Here is a 24,217-nt window from a genome sequence, read left to right on the forward strand (position 1 = left end):
GCGGTATCTAGTTGATCTCATCCGCGAAAAGTCGGCCTCATACGCTTGCATTCAGCGCCTAGGTAGCAAATGATGAACCCATGACCAGTGACCCCGGTACCACACCGGACTCTCCGGTTGCCGACTCGTCGACCGATGTCCCCGTCGGGGAGCGGCCGCCTCTGCCTGCCAAGACCGAGCCCGTGAAGAAGGAAGATGCGGTCAAGCGGACCCGCGCGGCCGCGACCTGGACGGGCGTCATCCTCGGCCTGTTGATCCTGATTCTGCTGCTGGTGTTCATTCTGCAGAACCTGACGGACACGACCACCCACTTCCTCTCGTGGGAGATCCAGATGCCCCTGGGCATCACCGTGTTGTTCGCGGCCATCACCGGTGCAGCGCTCACCGCCCTGGTCGGTGGGGTGCGAATCATCCAGCTGCGACGTGCCGCGAAGAAGAACCTGCGGGCCTAACTGCCATTGGGATTCTACGACTGCAATTGCCTGGTCACGGGGGTCAGTCTGCTGTATCAGGATGCCGCACTGGTGATCCTGAGACGAATCGGCGAGACCTTCACGCCAATCACGCTGGCCCTGCACGGCACTTATGACATGCAAGGCACGATCAGCGCAGACGCGGATGCCCATAGCGCGCTAGTGCTCGAATATTTCATGGACCGTTACGACGACGGAAGCTTCATCGCCGCCGACGACACCACCCGCCCCGAGTATCGAATCCCGCCGACAAGAGACCATATTCAGTCGCTCGTCGACGTCATCGAGCGCACCACAACGTGTTCCGAGGTGAACACCTCTTTCGGGCCCGGCGGTGGTGGCCACAAGCCCTCCACATTGCTCGACGGCGACTTCATCGTGCATGCGCTCATCGCCCAACCGGTGTGGGATGCGATTGCACGTTATAACGAGGCGCCCTGGCAATCGGCCGAGGAGCAGTTCTCACATGTGCTCCACGACTCGGCGTCACGGCAGATCTATGGGGGTCAGATTGCCGACCTCACCGTACGAATAGATGAACTTGCCCGTGTCGACTCATTTCTCGTGAAGTACGGGATGGCGTGGAACCCACCCGGATCGACTGCCTGTCGGTATCCCAGCACCTACAGCGACCACGAAGACAGCGACGTCCGCGCCTGGCTGGACCGTGCCCGCGCCGACTACCAAGGTCTTCCGTGGATGCTGGCAGCGATTGACGCCTGCTCAAGTGCCTTCGAGCGCAGGCTCCGTGAATTAGACGAATAAGCAGATTCAGTCGGCGTACAACACCGCGTACGCGGACAATATGGCCGATGTCTAGATTTTCTGCGCTTGTCCGGAAGACTCTCAAGGACAAGCCCGTACCGCTGGCCGACGCGAAGCATTTCTCGGACGACGCCGAGGTTGTCACGATGCTGCGGATGCTCGGCATCGCGATGCTCGAGGTGGGCCAGCCCACCAACCTCGTGCTCGCCAAATTGCATGACATTGCACCGCGATACACCGACAAAGAGCTACGCGCTGTCGTGCTGCCAACGGTGCTGATCATCCAGATCGATGGTGTCACCGGGCAGCTCGAAGTCGAGGAATCCACCCGCAGCACTGCGCAGTTGGACCAGGCCGGCCATATCGACACCATTGCCGACATGGCCGTCGCCGGTGCCATCGCGCCCGCCGATGCGATCGCACGCATCTACGAGATCAGGTGCCTGAAGCCCCGTTTCGGAACCATCGTCACCGTTATCGGACACACCATCTTGACCCTAGGCTTCGGATTGGCGTTGGCCCCCACCTCCTCCGCGCTGCCCGCGTACTTGGTGCTGGGCCTGATCGTCGGGGTGCTCATGCTGGCCACCAACCCGATGCCCACCCTGGCCGCCACCATGCCGGCAGTGGCGGCCTTCGTGGTGACGGTGATCAGCACGTTTATTGTCGCGAATGTTCCCAGCGAGGGACTGGCGCGCGTGCTGGCACCCGCCCTGATCGCCGTGCTGCCCGGCGTCACGCTGACCATCGGAGCGCTGGAACTGACGAGTACCCAGTTGATGGCCGGCTCCACCCGCATCGTGTACGGCATCGCGCAATTGATGCTGCTGGCATTGGGTGTGGTGATCGGCGTGAAAGTGGCTGGGCCACCGGAGCCCTCGCCGCTGGGCCCGCCGCTGGGCAGCTGGACGATCGCGCTGGCCGTGCCGGTGATCGCCGTCGGTTTCTACCTCTACAAGTCCGCGCCGCGCGGCTCGCTGATGTGGTTGGTGCTGGCGATCGGGGTCGCCATGCTCGGGCAACGCCTCGGTGGCCTGTTCCTGGCACCGGCGATGACGGGTTTCGTGGGCGCGGTCGCCGTCGTTCCCTTCGCCCTGTTCGCCGCCCGATTCAAGGGTGCACCGTCGGCAATTGTGTTGCTACTGGCCGCCTTCTGGTGCCTGGTGCCGGGCGCACTGAGTTTTGTGAATGTCAGCGAGGTCGCCGCCACCGGGCACGCGAACCTCACCGCACTGCTTGACACTTGTATGGCGATCTTCTCGATCGCCCTAGGGCTGTTGGTGGGGGCAAGTCTGCACCGGGGAATGCGCTACGCGCTCACCGTTACTCGCTAGCGTATTTCGCCAGCTCTATGCGGGCCACCACACCACGGTGCACCTCGTCGGGGCCGTCAGCCAGTCGCAGAGCGCGCGCGTTAACCCAGGCAGCTGCCAGCGGGAAGTCATTGGAAAGCCCTCCACCGCCATGGATCTGGATCGCCATATCGATGATCCGCTGGGCCATATTGGGCGCGGCCACCTTGATCTCGGACACTGCAGATAGCGCGCCCATGATGCCCACGGTGTCCAGCAGCCACGCGGCATGCAACACCAGCAGCCGGGTCTGATTGATGGCGATGCGGGCGTCTGCGATGCGTTCTCGGTTTCCGCCCAGGTTTACCAACGGTTTTCCGAACGCGGTGCGCTCCAGGCCGCGCCGACACGCGTGCTCCAATGCCACCTCGGCCAGCCCGATCAGGCGCATCGCATGATGCACCCGGCCCGGCCCCAGCCGGCCCTGTGCGATCTCGAATCCCTTGCCCGGCCCCGCGATGAAGGCATCCACCGGAAGACGAACATTGTCGAAGGACACCACCCCGTGGCCACCCGGCTCGTCATAGAACCCCATGGTGGGCAGCATGCGGTCGATGGTGACGCCGGGGGTGTCCATCGGGACAAGCACCATGGAGTGGCGGGCGTACCGGTGCGCATCGGGGTCGGTCAGCCCCATGAAGATGATCACCTTGCAATCGGGGTGACCGACACCGGTGCTCCACCATTTGCGCCCGTTGATCACCACCTCGTCACCCTCGACGACGGCAGTGGCCGCCATGTTCGTGGCATCCGAGGACGCGACATCGGGTTCGGTCATGCAGAATGCCGAACGAATGTCACCTTCCAGCAGCGGTTCGAGCCACACCTCTTTCTGCTCCTGGCTGCCGTACCGGTGCAGCACCTCCATGTTCCCCGAATCCGGTGCGTTGCAATTGAATACCGTAGGCGCGAACAACGAGCGGCCCATCTGCTCGGCCAGCGGCGCATACTCGGAGTTCGACAGTCCCCCACCCAACTCCGGATCGGGCAAGAAGAGGTTCCACAATCCCGCGGCACGCGCCTTCGCCTTCAACGTATCCAGCTCCGGGGGCACTTTCCACAGCTCGGCCGTCGTGCCCGCGCGCGCACCCAACAACTCCTCATGATGGGCCAAGACCGCACGTTCCACCGGCATGACCTCCCCGTCAATGAACTCGCGGACAGCGGTGATCAGTTCGGCGGCACGGTCAGACGGGGCGAAGTCCATCTGTCCGATGCTACGACGAGCGCAATCCATCGGTGACAGACTTCCTGCATGAGTACCCGCCCGCGGGCCCCGCGCATCGTGAGGGTGGCCGGGATCTTGGCCCTGGTCGTCGGCCTTCTCGGCTTCATTGCGGCGATATTCATGAACTCATTCGTGTTGGACCGATACACCGCGTACGGCGAGGTTCCCATCCCCGGCACTGGCACCGTCGTGCTCCCCAAGGGGGAGGTGATCATCAGCTTCCACGCGCGCGTCACGGGCGGCAAGGGCAGCAGCCTGCCCGTCCCGCCGCTGACGATGGACCTCGTTCCGCCGGATGGCGTTGAGGATCCGCACGTCACCGAGAACATGGGCAGTTCGACGACGATCAACAACGACGCCCACGTGCGGGTGTGGGTGGCGCAGATCGCCACAGCGGGCACATACGCCGTCACCACCAAAGGCGATGTCAACGGGTATATCCGGCCACGGCTGGCCTTCGGCAACAACACCGCCTCGGCACTGTGGCCGGTGACGTTCGGTGTGCTGTTCGGCGTGGGCTTGGCCATGACCGTGCTGGCCGGATTCTGGCGGGGCCGCGCGAGTAAGACCCCGAAATTCGCCGCGCCACCGCCGACCGAGACTCGGACGTACTCGTCACACTTCCCCACCGATGACGGCGTGCGCATCGAACAACTGAAAACCCTTGCCGCCCTGCATGAGTCCGGAGCACTTACCGATTCGGAGTTCGAAGCCGAGAAGCGCCGGGTCCTCGGCGGCGGCTAGTCGATACGATTCTCGGTATGGGCGTCATCTACCTGGTCCGGCACGGTCAGGCTGCCAATTACTCGAGCAGTCCCGATAGCCCACTGACCAGCACCGGAGAACGACAGGCTAGCGCCGTGTCGGCCGAGATAGCCCGCCGTGGACTGGCAGGTACCCGGATCTTGCACGGGGGGATGAAGCGGCAACGGCAGACCGCCGAAGCGATCGCGGTGGCCCTGGGATCCGAGCCGCAGCAGGACGACCGCTGGGACGAATACGACTACAAAGAGATCGTCGGCAACTCACGGATGCGGCGGCTGGCATCCGTGAGCACCGTCAAGAGTCTGGCCAAGGGAAACACCCAGGCCATTCTGGAGGATGGGCTGGCGCAATGGGCCAGCACCGATTCTTCCGGCGAGTACGCCGAGAGCTACACCCGCTTTCAGCAGCGGGTGTTGGCCGCCATGGCCGATGCCACCACGCTCGACGGTGACACCGTGGTGGCCACCTCGGCCGGTGTCATCGGCATGATCGTCGCGGATCTGTGGGGCGGAAGCGTCTCGAATTGGCTTACCGCACAACGTGTTGTCATCAACTCGTCAATCACTTCGCTGGTCAACGGCAAACGCGGGGTGAGCCTGCTCGCGTTCAATGACCACACCCACCTGATCGGGGACGGCGGCAATCGGGATCTGGTGACCTACCGCTAGCCCTCGCCGGCACACGGCGACATCGCAGTGACCTCGAACAGATCCCGTCCACCGGCAGTGGTGTAGGCCCGCGCGCCCACCACATAACCCCGGGGGTCCTGATAGGTCTTGGTGTTCGATGGTTCTGGCTCCGGCCGAGTCCAGGGTTGACGCTTAAATCCCTGGGCAGCAAGTGAATCCAATCGGCCCATGGCACCATTGACCAACTCCGCGGGAGGGTTGTCCACCCACCACTGCCGGCGCACCTTCCACGGCGGCCCCTCACTCATCAACGATTCCTTGTTGGTCAGGCAGCCGACCTTCTCCACACTATCGGGGCCAGGATCCACGTCCTGCCCGGAAACGAGCGAAACATAGCCGGCGGTGATGCGCGCGGCTTCGGTCACCGTCAGCGTGGTGGGTTGCATCGTGTCCTCACTTGTCGTTTTCGTCGCCCGGGTGTCCGGTCCTCCACATGCGGTTGCGGCCGCTAGCGCCAGCAGGGCCACAATCGTTGTCAGACGCTTCATCTCACCTGAATCCTCTGGCCATGCTCGGGATGATCGGTCACCCGTGGGTTGTCCCATGGGTGATGACGGCGGTCGATGGTCCCCTGGTCATCCCATGGGAGGTCGGGCACCTTGGGGGCCGCACCTGCGCGCGCTTGATCCCACGCCTCAGCCCGGAAATTCCCATCGTCGCCGACCTTGATGTCGACGTAATTCGTTTCGATTCCCCGCTCGACGTAGGCCGTCGCCTCGCCGCCGCCGATGACCGCCGCAATATTGTGGAAGGCATCCGAATTCGGGTCATCCCAATAACTTCCATGACCGTCGGGCCCCACGATCACTTGATTCGGATGCTTGCCGAATTCTCCGTAGTACCCGGTATCCAGCCGAGTCACACCGGGGATCTTGTCCGGGTCCGTCGCCGACGGCAGCCCGCCCAACGGGTTGCCGATCCGCCCGTCCACGCTGTGCGGAATCCCCGGAATCTGATCCACACCAGGGATATCCGAGAGCCGCATATCGCGCGGCAGAGACTGGACGAGCGCGATCGGATCGCCCGGGGCCGTCATGGAATAGCGCTGCACATTGGGGTTCGGGTCCGTATACCCACCGGGCAGAACACCCGTCCCTGCCGACGACGCGTGCAGGATGCGGTCAGCACGCAGGCCCATCTGCTCGGCGGTTCCCACGATGGCACCGCCATACGAATGCCCCACGTATGTCACCGGTGTTCCCGGGGCACTCTGACCCACCGCACGGTCCACCTCATGCCCGAAGTCGACCAGCTTGGGCGCCATCGCCGCCGCATAGGAGGGGTCGGCCGCCTTGTCCAGCCCCTGCGGAAAGTCGCCGCCCAGATACAGGAAGATGGGCGATCCGCTCTCCTTGGCCAGCTTGAGCGCCGACTCGTGATTGGAGCCGCTGCCGTTGAGGTTGGTGTTGGTGCCGGGAACGATCACGCCGACACCCTTGATGCCCGGCTTGATATCGCCGATCATCTCGATCATGCGGCCATTGCCCTCGGTGGAGAACATGACGTACTTCCGGTCCACCGAATAGTCCCTGGGCCCGGCATCTGCCGGCCGCGTGACCAACGGGTCCTGCATCGGTTTGAGCATGTCTTGCAGCTGGTTGACCCGCGCCTGGTCGGGCGGCTGCTTCTGCAGCTCGTCGCTCAGCGCGTTGCGAATGTTGATCTCGTTCGCCGCGATCCTGGTCTCGAACGGAATCCCGTCCTTGTTGCCCATGACCTCGGGGTTGGCGATCACCATGGCGTCCACCGTCTCGGGCGACAACGTCGCCATGAACGCAGCGCGCTCGTCGGGGCTCATCTTCGCGACGCGGTCCACCAGGGCGTCGGGATCGACCTTCTCCCCCGAAGGCAGGGTGACGTCTTGGTGCCCGTCGCGCATGCTCTCCAAATCGTTGACGGCCTCCCGCAGCTTCTTGCCATACATGTCGTCGAGGCGCGCGAGCTCGTCGAGCCCGGACTGAATCCTGCGCTGGTGGTCGGCGGCGGCTTGTGCCTTCTTGGCATCCGGGTGGCTTACCTCGCCGGTATCGGTCACCGTGAATCCCTCGGAAACCGCGGCATCCACATCCTGAAGCGTGAACTCCTTGGCGTGCTTCAGCGTTCGCGCCGCGTCCTCGGCATCATCGGAGATGCGGTTCAAGACATTGCGGATCTCGCGACCGTGATCCAGTTCCTGGTCCACCTTGATCTTCGCCGCGTCGTGAGTCTTTCCGAACCAGCCGGTGGCGTCGTTGAACACCCGGTCACACGAGTCCAGCGACGCATCCAGGGTCCGCGCGTTATCCCGTGCCGTATCGGCCGCCTTGCCCAGCGCATCGAGATTCCAGCCCCGGAGCTGGCTGATCGTGGGGCGCATCAGCGTGGTTTGAGCGCGTCGAAGGAGGTGGCCGTCTTCTCATCCTGCGCAGTGACATTGGCGGCGAAAGTGTCGACGAGTCCCGCCATATCCGAGAACCTGCGCGCGATCGAGGACATCGCCTTGATGCCGGGCGACGCGGTGTCGCGGATGGCTGCCAGCACCTCGCTGCCCGCACCCGAGGCATCCTCGAATGCCGACCACGGCATGTCATTGATGTGCAGCGTCTCACCCAGCCACGCCTTCGAGATGCCCGCGAGCTCCTCGATACGGACCCCGAACGGATCGGTCATGGTTCCCCTCCGCTAACTCCTGGCAGCAACTTTATCGAGTTAGACGCGGGCGGGCGAGATTCGGTTTCATCATTGTGGAGAAAGTATGAGATCTGCCGCCTTCTCGCCGAGCAACACCGACGGAGCGTGCGTATGCCCGCGGATCAGACTGGGGATGACGGACGCATCGACCACCCGCAGCCCCTGCACACCGCGGACGGTGAGATCCGGCGTCACCACGCTGTCCTCATCTGCGCCCATTCGGCACGTGGCCACCGGGTGGTAGAGCGTGTGCGAGTTGTTCTCCAGCGCGGCAACGAGCGTCTCTTCAAGGTCGTCGCCGGGGTTCCTCGGCCGCAGAATCTTGCCGAGTATCGCGCGCATCGATGGCGTCTCGGCGATGCGGGCGGTGGTGCGCAGCCCGAACATCATCGCGGCCCGGTCCTGCCCGGCGGGATCACTCAGATAGCGGGGATCAATGCGCGGCTTGGCCAGCGGATCGGGTGAGGTCAGGGTGATCTCGCCGCTGCTTTCCGGCTTGAGCAGGATCGGGCCCATCACGATCGCGTGCTCGGTGGCCTCACCCAGGCCCTCGTCGAAGAACGGGGCTGGGGCGAAGATCAACTCCAGGTCGGGAAGCGCGAGATCGGTACGGCTACGTAAGAACCCATAGGCCTCACCAACATTCGAGGTGAGCATCCCGCGATGCCGCAGGAAATAGTTGGCCAGCTGCAGCGGCTTCTCCGCGCCATACAACGAGTCGGCCTCGACCGCGTAACCCACGGGGCAACACAGGTGATCGAGCAGGTTCTGGCCCACCTGCGGAGCGTTGTGAACGATCGGAATCCCCAGCTCACCAAGACGCTTGGCATCGCCAATCCCCGAAAGCATCAGCAACTGAGGCGAATTGATCGCGCCGCCGCACAGAATCACCTCGCGCCGCGCATGCACCGTGTGCGTGATGCCGTCGCGCACGTACTCCACTCCCACGGCGCGAGTCCCGTCGAAGAGCACACGGCGCACCTGGGCCTCGGTGACGACGTTCAGATTCCGCCGCCGCAGACCGGGTTTGAGATAACCATCCGCGGTGCTCCACCGGCGGCCGCCGCTCTGACACACCATGGTCTCCGAGAAGCCCTTGGGTTCAGGCGTATTAGCCCGTTCGACGTCAAACCCGGCTTCCTTCACCGCCTCCAACCACGCCGCGGTGCTGGACCGCGGACTGCGTTGTTTGGAGATCTTCAGCGCGCCATCGGTGCCCTCGTCGCTTTCGGTCGCGCCTTCCACCGCTTCGATGCGCTTGAAATAGGGGGCGACGTTCGCGAAGGACCATTGATCGCCTGCGAGCGCGGCCCAGTCGTCATAGTCGGCCGCGAATCCTCGGACCCACATCATCGCGTTCATGGACGACGAGCCGCCGAGGGTCTTTCCTCGCGGCCAATAGATTTGACGGTTGTTCAACGGGGGCTGCGGCTCGGTCAGATAGTCCCAGTCGACGTCGCTGCGGAACAGTTTCGAGAACGCGGCCGGAATGTGGATTCCCATGTCCTTGTCCTTGGGCCCCGCCTCCAGGACCAACACCTGATCGTTGGTCCGTTCGGAGAGCCGGGTGGCCAGGGGTGCCCCCGCCGATCCCGCGCCCACAATGACAAAATCAGCAGCCAGGTCGTCAACCATGGGGTGGACGGTAGCGGACTGGACATGACGTCGGGAAGGTTCTGGTACAGGACGTCCCACTTGTGACGGCTGTGGCCGAGTCGGCCCATCGTTCGGGGCCTACGGGTACACCCGGTAGCAGTTCGTCCCACCGATACCCAACACGTAGACGGTGTCGCAGCGGGTGAAGCTGCCGTCGGACGAGAAATCAGACTCGCAGGTCCCGCCGCCGTTTCCCCACACCACGACCTTGCCGCACGGCGCCGCCGAAGCGGGTCCGGCCAGCGCGACGCTTCCAGCTGCCAGAACCGCAGCGACACCCACAGTGGCTAGAAGTTTCCGCATGTCAATTGCCTCTTCTTGGTGCTCCGGCCTCACGGTGACGCCGGATATACCCATAGAACGTTTCCGTTTTTGGAAAAGTTTCCTTAAACAGAAAGGTTGTTACTATGGCCACATGCCACCGTCCATCGGCCTGCGTGAGCAGAAGAAGTCAGAGACCAAGTTGGCGTTGAGCCGCGCCGCCGTCGAGCTCGCACTGGACCGGGGAGACCTGGCCGCAGTCACGGTGGACGACATCGCCGACGCGGTACGTGTCACTCCCCGCACATTTCGCAATTACTTCACCAGCAAGGAAGACGCTGTGCTGTTCTCGCTGCGCGGCATCGAGGACCACGCCGTCGCGCTGCTGTGTGAGCGCCCCGTCGACGAGCATGTCCTCGATTCCCTGGAGGCCGTCATGCTGGATCTGGCGACTTCCGAGTCCTTCAGCACGACCGTGGCGGTCACCCGGTTATCGGCACAGAATCCCAGCTTGGCGGCACACGACGCCGCACGGTCCGACGACGTGGGAACCGTCGTGCTCACAGAGGTCAGCCGGCGCGCCGGGCTGGATCCCGACACTGACCTGTATCCACGGCTGGTCTGCAACGCCGCCTATGCGGTCCTCGCCACGGTCATCCAACTTGCGGTTTCCGGTTCCACGCTCTCGAAAGATCCCGGAGCGCTTGTCGCCCAGGGTTTTCAGCGGCTCCGTGACGGATTGGCCTGACCGTGCCCGTGGACAGTCTCGTGAAGGGTTAGAGGTGGGTCCGGTCCAGGAGCTCGGCCACACCGTGCAGCTCCCACTCCTGCAGATCTTTGACGGCGCGCAGTAGTAGTCGTTCGCCGGAATCACTCGTGTTCACGCCCGCATTCACGATGGTCAGCAGCGTGCCGCCTTCGTGCTCATGGAACGTCGTCCGGCGCTCCCAGCGGGTCGGCTCACCCTGATGTGCCAGCGCCACCAGACTCGTCGTCAATCGTTCGTAGGGAGTCACGTCGAGAATCTCGATCTGGAAGAGGCCGCTGAATCGAGTGCCCATCACCGGGATCGTCTTCATCTCGAACGTGGCACCGATGGCGATCTCGGCGGGTTTGTCGGGTGATTCCCACCAGCTGTTCGGATTGAGTATCGCGTCCCACACACGGCGCGGAGGATGCGGGAAATAACGCTCGACCCGAGTCATCTTCTCCGTCCTGCGGATATGTGCGCCCGAAGGGATTCGAACCCCTAACCTTCTGATCCGTAGTCAGATGCTCTATCCGTTGAGCTACGGGCGCTTGCTATTCAATTGTTGCAGGTCAACAGGTTTGGCCTGCAGACCGACGCGGAGGCGAGAGGATTTGAACCTCCGGTCCCCCGTAAAGGGGACAACTCATTAGCAGTGAGTCCCATTCGGCCGCTCTGGCACGCCTCCTGAACTTCCCGAACGGTACTCCGAACCCATAAAAATGGATCCCGAACCGCCGAGGGCACAGAGTACAGGCCCTCGCGCCCGAAAGGCAAAGCCGTTGGTCGTCATCCGGCCTCACGTGCCCCGATAGTCTGGTGGCGTGCCTGCACGACTTCGCCCCGAGCTGACCGATGTACCGGCCTACACCCCGGGCCGCAGCGTCCCCGGCGCCATCAAACTCGCCAGTAACGAGACCGTGCAGGAGCCCCTCCCGAGCGTGCGCGCGGCCATCGCCGATGCGGCCTCGCTGATCAACCGGTACCCCGACAACGGATACGCCGAGCTGCGCTCGCACCTGGCCAAGCACGTGGACATGCCACCGGAGCACATCGCGGTGGGCTGCGGGTCGGTGAGCCTGTGCCAGCAGCTGGTCCAGATCACCGCGACCGTGGGCGACGAGGTGTTGTTCGGCTGGCGGTCTTTCGAGACCTACCCGTTGGTGGTCCGGGTGGCCGGGGCCACTCCGGTACAGGTGCCACTGACCGACTACACCTACGACCTCGCTGCCATGGCCGCCGCGGTGACCGATGCCACCCGGCTGATCTTTGTGTGCAACCCGAACAATCCGACCGGCACTGTGGTGCCGCCGGCCGATCTGCGGCAGTTCGTCGAGTCGGTGCCGCCCCATATCCTCATCGCGATCGACGAGGCCTACATCGAGTATGTGCGCGAGGACTTCACCGACAGCCTCGCCCTGGTTCGCGAACACGCCAATGTGGTTGTGTTGCGCACCTTCTCGAAGGCGTATGGCCTGGCGGGACTGCGCGTGGGCTATGCGGTCGGCGATCCCGACGTCATCACCACACTGGGCAAGGTGTACGTGCCGTTCAGCGCGTCCAGCCTGGCGCAGGCCGCCGCGGTGGCCTCGCTCGGTGCCGCGGAGGAGCTGCTCGCACGAACCAACGACGTTGTCGCCGAACGCACCCGGGTAACCGGCGCACTGCGGGAGGCGGGGTACGACGTACCGCCGTCGCAGGCGAACTTCGTGTGGCTGCCGCTGGGCGAGCGCTCCACCGAATTCGCGCAAGCCTCAGCAGAGGCTCGGATCATCGTGCGTCCCTTCGGAACCGATGGCGTTCGGGTCACCGTCGGGGCGCCGGACGAAAACGACGCGTTCCTGAAGTTCGCACGCGCCTGGCGCTAGCTCACCCGCGATAGTTCCGCGGCCGCGGCCCACTCGACGGTCAGTTCGACGACGTCCTGCGCACCCGGGTGCACCAGGGCCAGCGGGGTCAACGGCCCCTCGGCCACCCCGGTGAGCACACGCGCGGTCGCTGCTGGATCGATCACCGAGACCGTCACCGCCGCAACGCACTCCGCGGGGCGCACATAGAACCGGGTACCCGGTTGCACCGGCCCCGTCAGCTCAGCGCCGGAGATGTCCATCGCCTTGGCTCCCTCGGAGATCGAAAGCAGAACCGGGCGTTGCGAATCCACCACGAACGGGCCCATAAGACCGGCGGCCATGACCGCCTGCGAGTCGTCGATCGTGGGGGCATGCTCCGCCTGGCCGGTGGAGAGTAACGACTGCTCCAGCAGGTACTGATACAGCCGCACGACGCGGTCGGCGTTGCGGTGGTTGCGCGCATCGTGCAACCAGAATTCGACACTCTCGACGTCAGCGGTGCCGCCCTGTACATACAGGCGGTAAAACCGGTACCCGAGATCCGGTGCACCGTGCTGGGTTTCGGCAACCGTCGCGCCCACGCCCAGCGCCTTGACGTATCGCGCCTCTCCTTCTGTGAAGCTCAGCTCCGAGGACGAGACCTCGCGCCAGAGCGCGCCGTTGACGGATGCGTGCAGCCGAACGCTGGCAGGCCGCTGCCCCGCGCCGGTACGCACTGCCAGACCGCCCAGCTGCGGCCGTTCGTTGAATTCAAACTCGATGAAGGAAGGCGACTTACGGGTAGCGGTGGGCACATTGCGCGCCGCGGTGTCCAGCTCCACCCCGTTGGTGAGAAACCAGATGGCCGCCTGAGTTCCGGCGATGGCCTCGTGGTCCTTGATGTTCGCCTCACCCAGGTATCCGGCCTCGCGCAACCGACGGCTCAGCTGTGCCGTGGACAGCGCCGGGAACGAGTTGGCCAGAATCCACGCGACCTGCGATTCACGGGTGCGCGCCCGCAGATTCGCCACCGACAGCCAGTCCGCCACCGCATAGCCGGAGGGCAGATTGGGGGCGATGCCGGCGATATCGAGTGAGTACGCCGCGATGGTGGGGTTGAGGCGAATTAAATCTGTGCGAGCAGAAGTTCCGTCAGTGAACACAACCTCGTCCACCGTGGACGAATAGGTGCCACCGCGGTACCTCGTCAGGCGCTGAGGGAGCACCCCGACGTTATGACCGCGGCGCCTGCCAGTGATGCGGGCGGATGGCCATTCGACGAGTGATAGCAAAGAATGAGTGGTCATGGGTTGATTGATCCTTATGCCGGCGGATTGCAGCCCAGTAGCTCGATAACATCGAAAAACGACGAGCCGGGATGCCAGGGGCGGGGTTAGGGAATCAACAACAACAGCAACACACGGCGGCGCTGCGCGCCCCGAAGATGTCGGCGCGCAGCCCGCGGATCGCCCGGAGTCGGTGCGACGGTGCGACGTGCTGCATGCATCCAGTCTACGTACGCGTCGCGGTACGACGGGTTTTCGTCGACAAGCCGACTCCTGCCACACGGGCCAAATACCGGTCCGCCACAAGGCGGGGTGTCGGCAAAAAGCGGCCCCGGCGAGTTTCGCGCACGGGGGTTCGTTACCTGATGCGCCGCCCCAATCGCGATTAGGATTTCAGCAGTCAGGTCTTGATCCCCATTAGCCGAGGAGGAAACCGCTGTGCCCGCTGCCAAGAATGAATCCCAGGCCCTCGGCGATCTCGCCGCACGGCAGCTAGCCAATGCCACCAAGACCGTCCCGCAGCTCTCGACGATCACCCCGCGCTGGCTGCTTCACCTCCTCAACTGGGTCCCCGTCGAGGCCGGTATCTACCGGGTCAACCGCGTGATCAATCCCGACAAGGTCGCGATCCACAGCGAAGAGCAGGGTGAGGGTGAGGCCCCGCTGCCGCAGACCTACGTCGACTACGAGACCAACCCGCGCGAGTACACGCTGCGGACCATCTCGACGCTGCTCGATATCAACACCCGGGTCTCTGATCTGTACTCCAGCCCGCACGACCAGATCGCCCAGCAGCTGCGCCTGACCATCGAGTCCATCAAGGAACGTCAGGAAAGCGAGCTCATCAACAACGCCGAGTACGGCCTGCTGGCCCAGGCGACCCCGGAGCAGACCATCAAGACGCTCGGTGGCGCCCCCACCCCGGATGACCTGGATGCCCTGATCACCAAGGTCTGGAAGACCCCCGGCTTCTTCTTGACGCACCCCTTGGGCGTGGCAGCGTTCGGCCGTGAGGCCACCCGCCGCGGCGTGCCGCCCGTGGTCGTCAGCCTGTTCGGCGCCCAGTTCATCACGTGGCGCGGCATCCCCATCATCCCGTCGGACAAGGTTCCCGTGAAGGACGCCAAGACCAAGTTCCTGCTGGTGCGCACCGGCGAGGAGCGCCAGGGCGTCGTCGGTCTGTTCCAGCCCGGCCTGGTCGGCGAGCAGGCACCCGGTCTGTCGGTGCGGTTCACCGGGATCAACCGGTCGGCTATCGCCTCGTACCTCGTCACCCTGTATTCGTCGCTGGCTGTGCTGACTGATGACGCACTGGCCGTTCTCGACGATGTGCAGGTGGACAAGTTCCATGTCTACAAGTGACGCGATTCCCGTAACCGACAGCCCACCTGGCTTCCCATCTGCGGCGGAGCTGTCGGCGTTGGCGACCCAATTGTTCTGGGAAGCAACACCTACCGGCGCTCCGGGTATCGACACCCCGGGCCCGGCGGTACCCGTCGCACCCCGGGGCAACGTCCCGGACGCGACGGCCGGATCCTCCGCGGCGGCCACGGCAGGTTCCCTGGCCAGTCCGTACGCACCGGCACCTGTGGCGGACGCGCTGTCGACCGCCACGGTGGCCCCACCGGTCGCGGCCTTCAGCTCGGCCGCGCCCGACGGCGTTCCCGGTGCCGTACCGGTGGCTCCGCGTGGTGGCGGTGGCGATCTGACTTCGGGTACATCAGCGGCGCATACCGCGGCAACGGGTTATCCGACGACGGGGCTGTCCGACTTCGCGGTTCCTGCCGGGCTGGTACCAACGATCCCCGGGGTACTCGCCACCCCTTCGGTGAACTCGGTGGCCCCGGCCACCGCGTCACCCCGGGTGGCTCCGCACTCCCAGGCACCGGCCGTACCGGACCTGGGTTGGACGAGCCCGGCCGCACCGACTGGCGGCGATGAGTCGAACTACTACTTCCTGGGCGGTGCACCGGTTGCGGCACCGATCCATGAAGACGCGCGCGCCTTCGACGTCGCCTCGATTCGGGCCGACTTTCCGATTCTGTCCGAGACCGTCAACGGCAAGCCGCTGATCTGGTTCGACAACGCGGCAACCACCCAGAAACCGCAGTCGGTGATCGATCGCCTGGTGCACTTCTATCAGCACGAGAACTCGAATATCCACCGTGCCGCACATGAATTGGCAGCACGCGCCACCGATGCCTACGAGGACGCCCGCGGTGCGGCGCGTAAGTTCCTGGGCGCCGAGGCGGACGAGAACATCATTTTCGTGCGCGGGGCCACCGAGGCCATCAACCTGGTGGCGCACGCCTGGGGCGGCAAGAACCTGGGGCACGGCGACGAGATCGTCATCACCCACCTCGAGCATCACGCCAATATCGTTCCGTGGCAATTGATTGCGCAGAAGACCGGCGCCATCATCAAGGTGGCCCCGGTGGACGATGCCGGTAACCTGCTGCTGTCCGAGCTGGAGGACCTCGTCGGTCCGCGCACCAAACTGGTTGCGGCCACTCAGGTTTCCAATGCCTTGGGCACCGTGACACCCGCCAAGCAGATCGTCGAGATCGCGCACCGCTATGGCGCACGCGTGCTCATCGACGGTGCGCAATCGGTACCGCACCTGGCCGTCAACCTGCAGGAGCTCGGCGCCGATTTCTTCGTCTTCTCGGGCCACAAGATCTACGGGCCCACCGGAATCGGTGTGCTGTACGGCAGCGAGGACGCGCTGGCGGAGACTCCGCCGTGGCAGGGCGGCGGCAACATGATCGCCGACGTGACCCTGCAGCGCGCGGTGTTCCAGGGTCCGCCCAACAAGTTCGAGGCCGGCACCGGCAACATCGCCGACGCCGTCGGACTGGGTGAGGCACTGCGGTATGTGGAGCGCATCGGCATCGACCGGATCGCCGAATACGAACACGCACTGCTGGAGTACGCGACGCCACGGCTGGCCGCGATCCCCGGCGTGACGCTGGTGGGGACGGCCGATCACAAGGCGTCCGTGCTGTCGTTCGTCCTCGACGGGCATGATCCGGTGGAGGTCGGCAAGGCACTGAACGCCGACGGCATCGCGGTGCGTGCCGGGCACCACTGCGCGCAGCCGATCCTGCGCCGGCTGGGGCTGGAGCAGACGGTGCGGCCATCGTTCGCGTTCTACAACACCTTCGACGAGATCGACGTCTTCATCGATGCCGTGCGGCGGCTCGCGGAAAGTGGTGGCCCCAAGGCCTAGGGCCTTGGGGTTCCGCTGTCAGCCTGCGGGACTGAAGGTACGTTGTCCCGGCTCCGGCGGCCCGTCGGCAGGTGCATTGGCGGGGCCGGACGAAGGACCACTGAAAGTCGTTTGTCCGGGTTCCGGAGGCCCAGCGGTGGGTGAAGGTCCGCTGAACGTGGATTGCCCAGGCTCCGGGGGAGCGTCTCCCGGGGTGGGGTACGGCGCGGAGCGGGCCGGATAGCCGGGTCCAGGTACCGGGTCCGACGGATCTCCAGCGCCACGGTTGGGATTGGTGCAGATCGTGCCCTCGCACGGGACCATCGAACCGTCACCATTCGGGTTGGGGATCAGGACAACCGTCGACGTCCCGGGTCTTTGGCCAGGCGCTTGAGACGGCACAGTGGCGATGCGCTCCCCACTACCAGGCTGCGCGGGTACCGAACTGCTCGACGTCGTAGCGCTCGGCGCGGTGCTGCCTGCCGGCTCCGGAGCTGAGCTGTCGCCGCTCCTGATCACCAGGGCCGCGCCGACCGCGATAATGGCCACCGCCGCGCCTACTAGAGCGATCAGTACCGGGGGCTGTCGGTACCAGGGTGCTACCTCGTCGGCTTCTCGCCCGGACTTCTGGTCATCGAAGTCTGGGTGTTCTGCAGAGTCTGGGTATGACATTTCCGCAGCGTACAAGACCCGGAGCGCAGTGCCCGGTTCCGCGACCACCGCTTGTGTCGATGACTACCTCACCCCGCCCACCACAGTCAGCAACACCGCAGAGTCTTCAACTGCCGTAAGGTCATGGCGCTCTTGCAGAATGACCACATAGTCACCGGCGGCGACCGCAACGCAAACGGCTGCCGTCGCGAGCTCAACTCGCCCACGCAGTACCAACAAGGTTGCCTCGCCCGGGTTTTCGTGTTCGGCAAGCTTGCGGCCGGCCGCAAGCGCCAGTACTGCTGCCTCAGCACGTGCCCGCTGCCGCCATGCACTGTGCCGCCCGGCCGCTAGCCGCGTTCCGCGCAGCGTCCACCCGCTCATCACCCAGGGCCGTTATCGAGATGACCTCCATGACTACTAAATAGGACTACGTCCCCGGGGATTGGATTCACCGCGGACGCAACCCTCCACCCAGGATGTCGATGCCGCTACCGTTGTTACCCGTGACTGCCTCGACAACCTCTCTCAATGCGATTACCGATGCGACCCGGGCGGCTGTCGCCGACAAACCGGCCGCGGCGACGGTGGTCTTCAAGGCATCCGCTCAACCGGAGGGCACGGTCGGCAGTGAGATCACCCTGGGTAAGTACCGCGTGCACGTCGATGAGCCGCCAAGCCTCGGTGGGCAGAACACCGCACCCAACCCTGTCGAGTACTACCTCGCCTCGCTGTTGTCATGCCAAGTAGTGACCTACCGATTCTGGGCTGAAAGGCTTGGGATTCAGGTTGATTCGCTGAGCGCAAGCGCCGAGGGCGACCTGGATGTGCGCGGCTTCTTCGGCCTGGACGACACCATCCGGCCCGGCTTCCAGCAGATCCGTGTCACCGTGACGGTCTCCGGACCGGACAGCGACGAGCGGTACCGCGAACTCCAGGAGACTGTCGACGCCCACTGCCCGGTACTGGATCTGACCACCGGCTCCACCCCCGTGCACACCACGCTGGTCACCCGCCCGCGGTCGTAATGTCAGAGGAGTGGTCGGCCCGGCCGATCGAGAACTCCCCCGAATGCGGTGGAGAGCGCGCCGAAGACGGTCAGGAGTGCGAGCCCCAGCACTGCCCACACCACCCACAGAAGCCAGCGCAGCACCCTGCGCCGCCCGGCGTCAGGGCCACGCCCGCAGATGGGTAGGCGCCGGCTAGCACCGATCACCGCCACGGCAAGTATGGATCCAAGAGCGGTGGCCACCCCGGCGGGGATCACCTGGGTGAGACCGATCAGGACGCTAAACACCACCCCAGCGACCCCCAGCAAGGTCACTCCGATACGGGTCGTGTGCCGCGCCGCCTGGAGGGGGCTGTACGCCTCGCTGTCCACCCGGCATTTGATGATCCAGACCAAAAGCAATGCGATATATGCCCAGCCCAGAGAATCCACGACGAACGCCAAAGGACCGTAGCGCATTGTGCTCACCTGCACAGGATCTCAGGGACGCCTTGCAGCTCGGATAGGTGTCCATTCTTGGCACCCCGAATCTGGAGTACCCGCCCGGAGACGACGAGATCGGCGACAGCAACCCCGTAGTGTTGGACGTAAACGTCACGCGGCGCCAAGCCACATCCCGTCGCCCCCACCAGGTTAGGCAGTCAGCGCGCGACACGCCGCCCGAGCGGCGTACCCATTCCCGACCCTAAGTGGCAAGGTGTGGCATTTCGGTATTTCCGGCATCTCGCTTGACGCCGAGAATGTGCCCTGAAATTCCCTCTAGCAGGGACTTTATGGCGGTGGCGGAGGGATTTGAACCCCCGGACGGTGTTAGCCGTCTCTCGCTTTCAAGATACCTCGAACTGGGTGTCCGTCAGTAAGGTGGCGTCGCCTGGGACGTCCTGACGAGCGCTACAGCCTTCCGCTGAAGGTGCATGCCGGACGCGATAGTGGCAGGAGTGTGGCAAGGTCCACCACCGCGATACCCACGGTGCACCCGCCTGTCTCGGCGTGTCGCGATAGGTCACTGGCACACAGCGCATGTCCGCGAGACGCTCACTTCCATGAACGAAAACAGTGCAGAGCAAGTCCGCCTGTACACCTTGGAAGAGGCAGCCGAACAGTTGCGGGTGAGTCGGGAATGCCTGTATCGGATGCGTCGGCGCGGACAGCTGACCGTGGTGAAATTCGGCCGGCGGACTTTAGTCGAGCCCGCTGAACTAGACCGCGTGATCGCAGCCGCCCGGACGAACCCGGCGGCATAGCAGTGATCGAATGCCCGGCAAGCTGGGCGATTTCAAACTGCGCTTCCGGTGGGTGCTGCGAGATCGGTGACATTATCTTTGATTTGGTGGCGCTCTCCAGCGTGTTCGATTGAGAGTTCTCCGTATTGTGCGTCAGGCATTGATGTCACGAGGGCTGTGGAGTTATTCGGCAGTTGACGGGAGACCAGCGAGTCGGCAGAGTCCACACGGGTCCAGTTTTCGTTACCGAACTGCCAAATCGATAGTTTTCCAACAGCATCGGGGTGTTTGCAGGCGCGAGAGTAGGTGGTGACGCGAAGCATATCGTCGGTGTCCCACCATAGATTCTTGATCGTGGTCATGGTGTCTGGATCACCAACGGGCGGCAACACGGTTGATGTCGCAGTGCCTGTGGTGACGACGCCGACCGTTCCGGTGGAACATGCGCCCGCCCGAAACACCGGGTACGCCACTTGCCGACCGTTGCTGCTAGAGATCGCCCCTGCAAAGAGTGCACCATCTACTACGCCGGCCGATTGAGTGTGACCATCCCTGGTCACCATGACTTCTTTCGGCGCCGGAACGGCGCCGAAACCCGGGTGAGGCTGCTGCGGGGCTACGGCGGACTGCGCGAAGACTGCAATGCCATTGTGGTAACTGATTAGCTGAGGTGCCCGGCTGGGATCAATCAGTGGGTCGACCTCGTCAACCGTCAAGGGGGCACTCGGGATTGACAGGTCAGTCGAGACTATCCGATTAGGAGCTTGCCACCAGGAGACCTTATCTCCGCCGCCTGAGAACACACGGTCCGTGGCAGCTTCGATGACCCGCGTACTCCCTGCGATCCCTACCGCCACGATCTGCCTATTCGGGATAGCGGCGGCCACGTAATTGCCGCTCGAGGTGAAGACCGGCTGGCCCGGCGTAGATGGTGTCGAGGCGGTATTCACCACCACGCCGTTGCGCACAATGCCAATCTCAGCGGCGGTTGTGTACGCAAAGACATCGTCCGAGGCTGGTGCAGCTGGCTCAGTCGACAGCAACGAGCGCTCCTGGGGAACGCCGCAACTGATTAACAGCATGAACAAAGCCGTTACGGCGGGCATGGCGCGGAAGCGAAATCGGTTGTGTTCCATAGACATGGTTTCTATTGCAGGGTGGCCATTGCAGTGTCGAAGTACTGTTGACGCTCGGCGAAACCTGTCAGACCACCATTGATGGCCCGCGTAACGGAAGCGAAGTCTCCCGCCTCGGCTGCCTGGTTGAGGGTCATATTGGTGCCATCAGGATTCTGGAGTATTAGGCCGTTTGCACCGACCGGCGCGTGGTTGTTCCAAAACCAGGTGGCAACAGCGAATTCGTGCTCGGGAGAGGCAGCCAAATCAGGGTCGCCAGTGAGGTCAAGCCCCAGTGCCTGCCCCGCTGCTTGATAGTTGCCGCGGCCTGTGAGCTGAATAGGGCCCCGTCCCCGGAAACGGTACCCATCGCCAGGTTGGGTGTTACCCAATGTGGCTGAGGAGTTGGTATATCCATCCGGGGTATTAGGGTCGTGGGCAGCATTGGGCCCAAACGTAACCCCGGCGTATTCCGGCCCATACATCTCCGTCGCCGACTGCATACCTCGTAACTCGTAATCGAATTTGAACTCTCCCGACTCCACCGCGAAGGTACCAAGGAACGCAGAGCGCGATTCCTTTGAAGTCATTCCCGCGCTCCGCATAGCGTCATTGAGCGGACCAACCTTACGGTTAACGTCCTCCATCGGAAGCGTCGGATAGATCTCGTGTAGCTGCTCAGGTGTAATTAGAGCTGGCTCAGGTGGTGCAGGAGCCTTGGCCAGCAGCGCATTCGGATCAATGAACCGCGGCGTCACGCCTTGACCACCAGGGTCGCCGCCGATGTCTGCGGGGCCGCTCGTAGCGACTTCCCACCCGACCATCTCAGCTGGCGCTTCACCTGCCGCCTCCGTCGGCACTCCTCCCGAGCCCATGCCGCTGACCGAATTCACCGCACCGGATACCTGGGAGACACCGCTAGCGACCTGCCCGACCCCCTCAGTGCCCTTCGACACAGTGTCATTGAGCTGGGTGAACTGCTCGGTTTGCGGTTTCAGTTGCGGGTTGGCGTCCCCGACCGCCTGGGCGACTTGATCTGCTTCTCCCTGCGCAGTTTTCACGATCTGACTACCCGCATTCACAGCATCGGCAGTGCCCTGAATGCCTTGCGAGACACCCTGCACCACCGTGATCGCATCTTGCGGGTTCACCGCACCAGACTGCGCAGACGAGGCCAACGAGGCACCCGCTTGCGCGGCCGAACCGAAACCTTGAGCGGCCTGCCCCGACGACTCGCCGATCTGCTGCCCGGACTGCACATAGGTCTGCACATCACCCGGAAGACCCTGCACCGCTTGGGATGCATCCTTACCGAGCGCCTGAGTATCCGGGCCCTGCTCCTGCTCGTCCTGCTTACGCCGCCGCGTCGACGCCGCACCGAGTAGCAGCGAAGCCAGGTCGGTGTTCTGCGACTGATCGTCGCGGTCGCCCTGCTCGTCCTTGTCGTCCTTCTTCTTGTCCTTCGACGGGAACTTCGTCGACTGCTGCTGCTTCTGGTTCTGTTTATTCTGCTGCAGCTGCTTGGTCAGATCGTCAATGCGCTGCTGATCCTGGCCGGACTGCTGCTGTTTCTCCTGCAGCTGGCGCATCAGGTCATCGATCTTCTGCTGATCCGACTGCTGCGGCTGCTGATTGGGCTCCTGCCCCGCATCTTGTTGCGGCGGCTGCTGTTGAGGTGGCTGTTGCGCCGGCTGCTGCCCGCCCTGATTCGGTTGACCACCTTGCGATCCGGGGTTGGCTTGTCCACCGTTGAAATCAGGATTCGGCTTACCCGGCCCCTGGGTATACGGCGTGGCGTTCTGATAATCCGGGATCTGAGTGCCGTGTGCCGGCTGATCCCAACCCTGCTGCGGCCCCTGCTGCCCACTGGACCCCTGAACACCGTTGTTACTGACCGACGGAGCCTGAGTGTTGTAGATCGAGATACCCGAATTTTGATCTAGCGGGGCTTGATTGGAGCCGTAGTTACCGCCCTGATAGTCCGGCATCTGGTTGGGCATCTGCGGCGGCTGAAACTGCGAAGCATCAGGCCCATACGAGTTCGATCCATTCGACCCGCCCCCGCAATCGGGCGGGCACTGCGCATGCGCCTGCGGCACCGTCGCCGGAGTGAACCAACCCAGGCCCAGACCGCCGGCCGAGAACATCAATAGCGCGACAACACCCGTGGTCGCAGCCGCCTTATGCGAGGCATCGGTAGCCCATTTCCACAGACCCGCAAGACCTTTCCACCACCCCAAGTTCGACCCGATAGCCCACGCCAGGACCGCGGCGATAGCGGCGACAGCGGGCAACACCTCCGCGCCGGTGATCCACACATACAGCCGCGGAGTGATCCCAGCCGTCAGCAGCACCAACCCCAAACCACCGCCAACAAGGGCAGCCACCAGACCCGGATGCCACAGCCCGTCCTGGGCCCCGCGCTTGCCGGCTGCGCGGTCGCGCTCAACGAGCAGACCGGAGTCGGTGAGGGCTTCCTTAACCAACCCGGTCAGGTACTGGCCGCCGGTGAACAGCGCAGCGCCAGTCAGCACCGCAACCAGCATCTGACCAATTCCGAGCGAGAGCGACCACTGGCTTTCACCGGTCAGGTCCCGCCACCAGCTGGCGTAACCCCCACGGAAGGTCCACCACATGCCCAGCGCCCCAACGATGACCGCCCCCGACGCGACCACCGCCAACACCGGCTCCGCCAAACGTTCCTTCGCCCCATCAAACAGCGCCGCGATGATCGGTCGGGCACCCCACATCGCGAGCTTGATTCCGCCGCCGAGGGCCGTCATACCCAGCAGCAACAACCCGGCCCAGCTGATCAGGTCTGCGGCACCATCACCACTGCGGTACAGGTGGTGCAGCGCGGCCACCGCACCAACCACCAGGACACCCCCAGCAGCGAAAGCAGCCAACCGGCGACCCGTGTCGTGTTCGGGGCTGGATTGGTGAGCACGATCACGCGCGGGCAACTCTTGCGTCGCCGCACTTGAACGCGCCAAATCGCGGCAGTCCGTCACCGCCGTCAGCTGTTCAGTTGATCGTTCGGTCCCCGACACATCGCCTCCGTCAACTTCCGCAAAGCCTTCAGGGACGTGACACTACGCCTACCCGCAGACCGCTGTCCACGCGGATAGCAAACATCCAAAAATGTGAGGGTGTCATTTGAGCGCAAGAATCGTCCAGCAGTGACGAGCAAGTGACCGCAGACGTGAGCACGACGCCTGGCAACAGCTGCACCCGAGCATTGCGGGCAGCCCACGCCAGCGCGGCGCGTTTATAACGACCGGCGCTGGCG

At 64.1% G+C, this 24,217-nt stretch carries 23 protein-coding genes, 2 tRNA genes and 1 pseudogene; 11 read left to right on the forward strand and 15 right to left on the reverse strand.

The window, feature by feature from the left end:
* Nucleotides 1-80 precede the first annotated feature (80 nt).
* The 3 genes from B4393_RS15765 (at nt 81) to B4393_RS15775 (ending at nt 2,572) form a co-directional block, all read left to right on the forward strand.
* Nucleotides 81-452, forward strand: a complete 372-nt coding sequence (locus B4393_RS15765; RefSeq protein ID WP_078334865.1) for a LapA family protein — start codon at nt 81-83, stop codon at nt 450-452.
* 72 nt (nt 453-524) lie between these two features.
* Nucleotides 525-1,238: a hypothetical protein gene (locus B4393_RS15770; RefSeq protein WP_133052517.1), complete on the forward strand. Its 714-nt coding sequence runs from the start codon at nt 525-527 to the stop codon at nt 1,236-1,238.
* A 47-nt stretch (nt 1,239-1,285) separates the two neighbouring features.
* A complete protein-coding gene (locus tag B4393_RS15775) occupies nt 1,286-2,572 on the forward strand; it encodes a threonine/serine exporter family protein (RefSeq protein ID WP_078334867.1) in 1,287 nt (428 codons plus the stop codon).
* Here B4393_RS15775 and B4393_RS15780 read toward each other — a convergent pair.
* Entirely contained in the window at nt 2,562-3,797 is a 1,236-nt protein-coding gene (locus tag B4393_RS15780; RefSeq protein ID WP_078334868.1) for an acyl-CoA dehydrogenase family protein, read from the reverse strand. The two genes, B4393_RS15775 and B4393_RS15780, sit on opposite strands and share 11 nt — an antisense overlap.
* 48 nt (nt 3,798-3,845) lie before the next feature.
* Here B4393_RS15780 and B4393_RS15785 point away from each other — a divergent pair, with 48 nt between their 5' ends.
* Nucleotides 3,846-4,562: an SHOCT domain-containing protein gene (locus B4393_RS15785; protein ID WP_078334869.1), complete on the forward strand. Its 717-nt coding sequence runs from the start codon at nt 3,846-3,848 to the stop codon at nt 4,560-4,562.
* Between the two features lie 17 nt (nt 4,563-4,579).
* Nucleotides 4,580-5,251: a histidine phosphatase family protein gene (locus B4393_RS15790; RefSeq protein ID WP_078334870.1), complete on the forward strand. Its 672-nt coding sequence runs from the start codon at nt 4,580-4,582 to the stop codon at nt 5,249-5,251.
* Here the strand turns inward: B4393_RS15790 and B4393_RS15795 are convergent.
* The 5 genes from B4393_RS15795 to B4393_RS15815 form a co-directional block, all read right to left on the reverse strand.
* On the reverse strand, nt 5,248-5,760 hold the full coding sequence (locus tag B4393_RS15795) for a hypothetical protein (RefSeq protein ID WP_078334871.1): 513 nt from the start codon (nt 5,758-5,760) through the stop codon (nt 5,248-5,250). The two genes, B4393_RS15790 and B4393_RS15795, sit on opposite strands and share 4 nt — an antisense overlap.
* Nucleotides 5,757-7,628 (reverse strand): alpha/beta hydrolase, encoded by a 1,872-nt coding sequence (locus tag B4393_RS15800; RefSeq protein WP_078334872.1) that lies wholly within the window; start codon nt 7,626-7,628, stop codon nt 5,757-5,759. Before B4393_RS15800 ends, B4393_RS15795 begins: the two co-directional genes overlap by 4 nt.
* Nucleotides 7,628-7,921, reverse strand: coding sequence for a hypothetical protein (locus tag B4393_RS15805; protein ID WP_078334873.1), 294 nt, complete (start codon nt 7,919-7,921; stop codon nt 7,628-7,630). Before B4393_RS15805 ends, B4393_RS15800 begins: the two co-directional genes overlap by 1 nt.
* A gap of 69 nt (nt 7,922-7,990) precedes the next feature.
* Nucleotides 7,991-9,577: a GMC family oxidoreductase gene (locus B4393_RS15810; RefSeq protein ID WP_078334874.1), complete on the reverse strand. Its 1,587-nt coding sequence runs from the start codon at nt 9,575-9,577 to the stop codon at nt 7,991-7,993.
* Between the two features lie 99 nt (nt 9,578-9,676).
* Entirely contained in the window at nt 9,677-9,901 is a 225-nt protein-coding gene (locus B4393_RS15815) for a hypothetical protein (protein WP_078334875.1), read from the reverse strand.
* 112 nt (nt 9,902-10,013) lie between these two features.
* Between B4393_RS15815 and B4393_RS15820 the strand changes: the two genes are divergently transcribed.
* Nucleotides 10,014-10,607 (forward strand): TetR/AcrR family transcriptional regulator, encoded by a 594-nt coding sequence (locus tag B4393_RS15820; protein WP_078334876.1) that lies wholly within the window; start codon nt 10,014-10,016, stop codon nt 10,605-10,607.
* 28 nt (nt 10,608-10,635) lie between these two features.
* Here the strand turns inward: B4393_RS15820 and B4393_RS15825 are convergent, their stop codons facing one another.
* The 3 genes from B4393_RS15825 to B4393_RS15835 all read right to left on the reverse strand — a co-directional run bounded on the left by B4393_RS15825 (nt 10,636) and on the right by B4393_RS15835 (nt 11,295).
* On the reverse strand, nt 10,636-11,064 hold the full coding sequence (locus B4393_RS15825) for an SRPBCC family protein (protein ID WP_078334877.1): 429 nt from the start codon (nt 11,062-11,064) through the stop codon (nt 10,636-10,638).
* A gap of 21 nt (nt 11,065-11,085) precedes the next feature.
* A tRNA-Arg gene (locus tag B4393_RS15830) sits at nt 11,086-11,158 on the reverse strand.
* Nucleotides 11,159-11,206: 48 nt separating this feature from the next.
* Nucleotides 11,207-11,295: transfer RNA gene (locus tag B4393_RS15835), tRNA-Ser, on the reverse strand.
* A 136-nt stretch (nt 11,296-11,431) separates the two neighbouring features.
* On the opposite strand from B4393_RS15835, the gene hisC reads away from it, so the two are divergent.
* Nucleotides 11,432-12,475, forward strand: coding sequence for a histidinol-phosphate transaminase (hisC, locus tag B4393_RS15840; protein WP_078334878.1), 1,044 nt, complete (start codon nt 11,432-11,434; stop codon nt 12,473-12,475).
* On the opposite strand, the gene B4393_RS15845 is transcribed toward hisC, so the two are convergent.
* The gene (locus B4393_RS15845) at nt 12,472-13,743 is read right to left on the reverse strand and encodes a thioester domain-containing protein (protein ID WP_078334879.1); all 1,272 of its coding nucleotides are present in this window, start codon (nt 13,741-13,743) and stop codon (nt 12,472-12,474) included. The two genes, hisC and B4393_RS15845, sit on opposite strands and share 4 nt — an antisense overlap.
* A 417-nt stretch (nt 13,744-14,160) precedes the next feature.
* On the opposite strand from B4393_RS15845, the gene B4393_RS15850 reads away from it, so the two are divergent.
* A complete protein-coding gene (locus B4393_RS15850) occupies nt 14,161-15,084 on the forward strand; it encodes a family 2A encapsulin nanocompartment shell protein (RefSeq protein WP_070937495.1) in 924 nt (307 codons plus the stop codon).
* A complete protein-coding gene (locus tag B4393_RS15855; protein ID WP_078334880.1) occupies nt 15,071-16,951 on the forward strand; it encodes a family 2A encapsulin nanocompartment cargo protein cysteine desulfurase in 1,881 nt (626 codons plus the stop codon). The genes B4393_RS15850 and B4393_RS15855 overlap by 14 nt, the downstream gene beginning before the upstream one ends.
* Nucleotides 16,952-16,969: 18 nt before the next feature.
* Here the strand turns inward: B4393_RS15855 and B4393_RS27505 are convergent, their stop codons facing one another.
* Nucleotides 16,970-17,602, reverse strand: a complete 633-nt coding sequence (locus B4393_RS27505) for a hypothetical protein (RefSeq protein WP_157901282.1) — start codon at nt 17,600-17,602, stop codon at nt 16,970-16,972.
* 63 nt (nt 17,603-17,665) lie between these two features.
* Nucleotides 17,666-17,996, reverse strand: a pseudogene (locus B4393_RS15860) (cupin domain-containing protein).
* Between the two features lie 91 nt (nt 17,997-18,087).
* Here B4393_RS15860 and B4393_RS15865 point away from each other — a divergent pair.
* A complete protein-coding gene (locus B4393_RS15865) occupies nt 18,088-18,609 on the forward strand; it encodes an OsmC family protein (protein WP_078334928.1) in 522 nt (173 codons plus the stop codon).
* A gap of 2 nt (nt 18,610-18,611) precedes the next feature.
* On the opposite strand, the gene B4393_RS15870 is transcribed toward B4393_RS15865, so the two are convergent.
* A complete protein-coding gene (locus B4393_RS15870) occupies nt 18,612-19,058 on the reverse strand; it encodes a hypothetical protein (protein WP_133052521.1) in 447 nt (148 codons plus the stop codon).
* A 575-nt stretch (nt 19,059-19,633) separates the two neighbouring features.
* Between B4393_RS15870 and B4393_RS28095 the strand changes: the two genes are divergently transcribed.
* The gene (locus B4393_RS28095) at nt 19,634-19,834 is read left to right on the forward strand and encodes a helix-turn-helix domain-containing protein (RefSeq protein ID WP_074346415.1); all 201 of its coding nucleotides are present in this window, start codon (nt 19,634-19,636) and stop codon (nt 19,832-19,834) included.
* A 32-nt stretch (nt 19,835-19,866) separates the two neighbouring features.
* On the opposite strand, the gene B4393_RS15880 is transcribed toward B4393_RS28095, so the two are convergent.
* Entirely contained in the window at nt 19,867-20,955 is a 1,089-nt protein-coding gene (locus B4393_RS15880; protein ID WP_078334882.1) for a hypothetical protein, read from the reverse strand.
* A gap of 5 nt (nt 20,956-20,960) precedes the next feature.
* Entirely contained in the window at nt 20,961-23,978 is a 3,018-nt protein-coding gene (locus B4393_RS15885; RefSeq protein WP_078334883.1) for a glycoside hydrolase family 19 protein, read from the reverse strand.
* Nucleotides 23,979-24,217: the final 239 nt, after the last annotated feature.

The sequence above is a fragment of the Mycobacteroides franklinii genome (assembly GCF_002013895.1).
Classification (GTDB): Bacteria; Actinomycetota; Actinomycetes; order Mycobacteriales; family Mycobacteriaceae; genus Mycobacterium; species Mycobacterium franklinii.

What these genes read in the sequence shown, in the direction of transcription:
- B4393_RS15855 (WP_078334880.1), top strand. Translation starts at nt 15,071, where the DNA reads ATGTCTACAAGTGACGCGATTCCCGTAACCGACAGCCCACCTGGCTTC.
- B4393_RS15815 (WP_078334875.1), bottom strand. Translation starts at nt 9,901, where the DNA reads ATGCGGAAACTTCTAGCCACTGTGGGTGTCGCTGCGGTTCTGGCAGCT.
- B4393_RS15795 (WP_078334871.1), bottom strand. Translation starts at nt 5,760, where the DNA reads ATGAAGCGTCTGACAACGATTGTGGCCCTGCTGGCGCTAGCGGCCGCA.
- B4393_RS15825 (WP_078334877.1), bottom strand. Translation starts at nt 11,064, where the DNA reads ATGACTCGGGTCGAGCGTTATTTCCCGCATCCTCCGCGCCGTGTGTGG.
- B4393_RS15845 (WP_078334879.1), bottom strand. Translation starts at nt 13,743, where the DNA reads ATGACCACTCATTCTTTGCTATCACTCGTCGAATGGCCATCCGCCCGC.
- B4393_RS15765 (WP_078334865.1), top strand. Translation starts at nt 81, where the DNA reads ATGACCAGTGACCCCGGTACCACACCGGACTCTCCGGTTGCCGACTCG.
- B4393_RS15790 (WP_078334870.1), top strand. Translation starts at nt 4,580, where the DNA reads ATGGGCGTCATCTACCTGGTCCGGCACGGTCAGGCTGCCAATTACTCG.
- B4393_RS15820 (WP_078334876.1), top strand. Translation starts at nt 10,014, where the DNA reads ATGCCACCGTCCATCGGCCTGCGTGAGCAGAAGAAGTCAGAGACCAAG.
- B4393_RS28095 (WP_074346415.1), top strand. Translation starts at nt 19,634, where the DNA reads ATGAACGAAAACAGTGCAGAGCAAGTCCGCCTGTACACCTTGGAAGAG.
- B4393_RS15780 (WP_078334868.1), bottom strand. Translation starts at nt 3,797, where the DNA reads ATGGACTTCGCCCCGTCTGACCGTGCCGCCGAACTGATCACCGCTGTC.
- B4393_RS15800 (WP_078334872.1), bottom strand. Translation starts at nt 7,628, where the DNA reads ATGCGCCCCACGATCAGCCAGCTCCGGGGCTGGAATCTCGATGCGCTG.
- B4393_RS15775 (WP_078334867.1), top strand. Translation starts at nt 1,286, where the DNA reads ATGTCTAGATTTTCTGCGCTTGTCCGGAAGACTCTCAAGGACAAGCCC.
- B4393_RS15880 (WP_078334882.1), bottom strand. Translation starts at nt 20,955, where the DNA reads ATGTCTATGGAACACAACCGATTTCGCTTCCGCGCCATGCCCGCCGTA.
- B4393_RS15805 (WP_078334873.1), bottom strand. Translation starts at nt 7,921, where the DNA reads ATGACCGATCCGTTCGGGGTCCGTATCGAGGAGCTCGCGGGCATCTCG.
- B4393_RS27505 (WP_157901282.1), bottom strand. Translation starts at nt 17,602, where the DNA reads ATGTCATACCCAGACTCTGCAGAACACCCAGACTTCGATGACCAGAAG.
- B4393_RS15810 (WP_078334874.1), bottom strand. Translation starts at nt 9,577, where the DNA reads ATGGTTGACGACCTGGCTGCTGATTTTGTCATTGTGGGCGCGGGATCG.
- B4393_RS15785 (WP_078334869.1), top strand. Translation starts at nt 3,846, where the DNA reads ATGAGTACCCGCCCGCGGGCCCCGCGCATCGTGAGGGTGGCCGGGATC.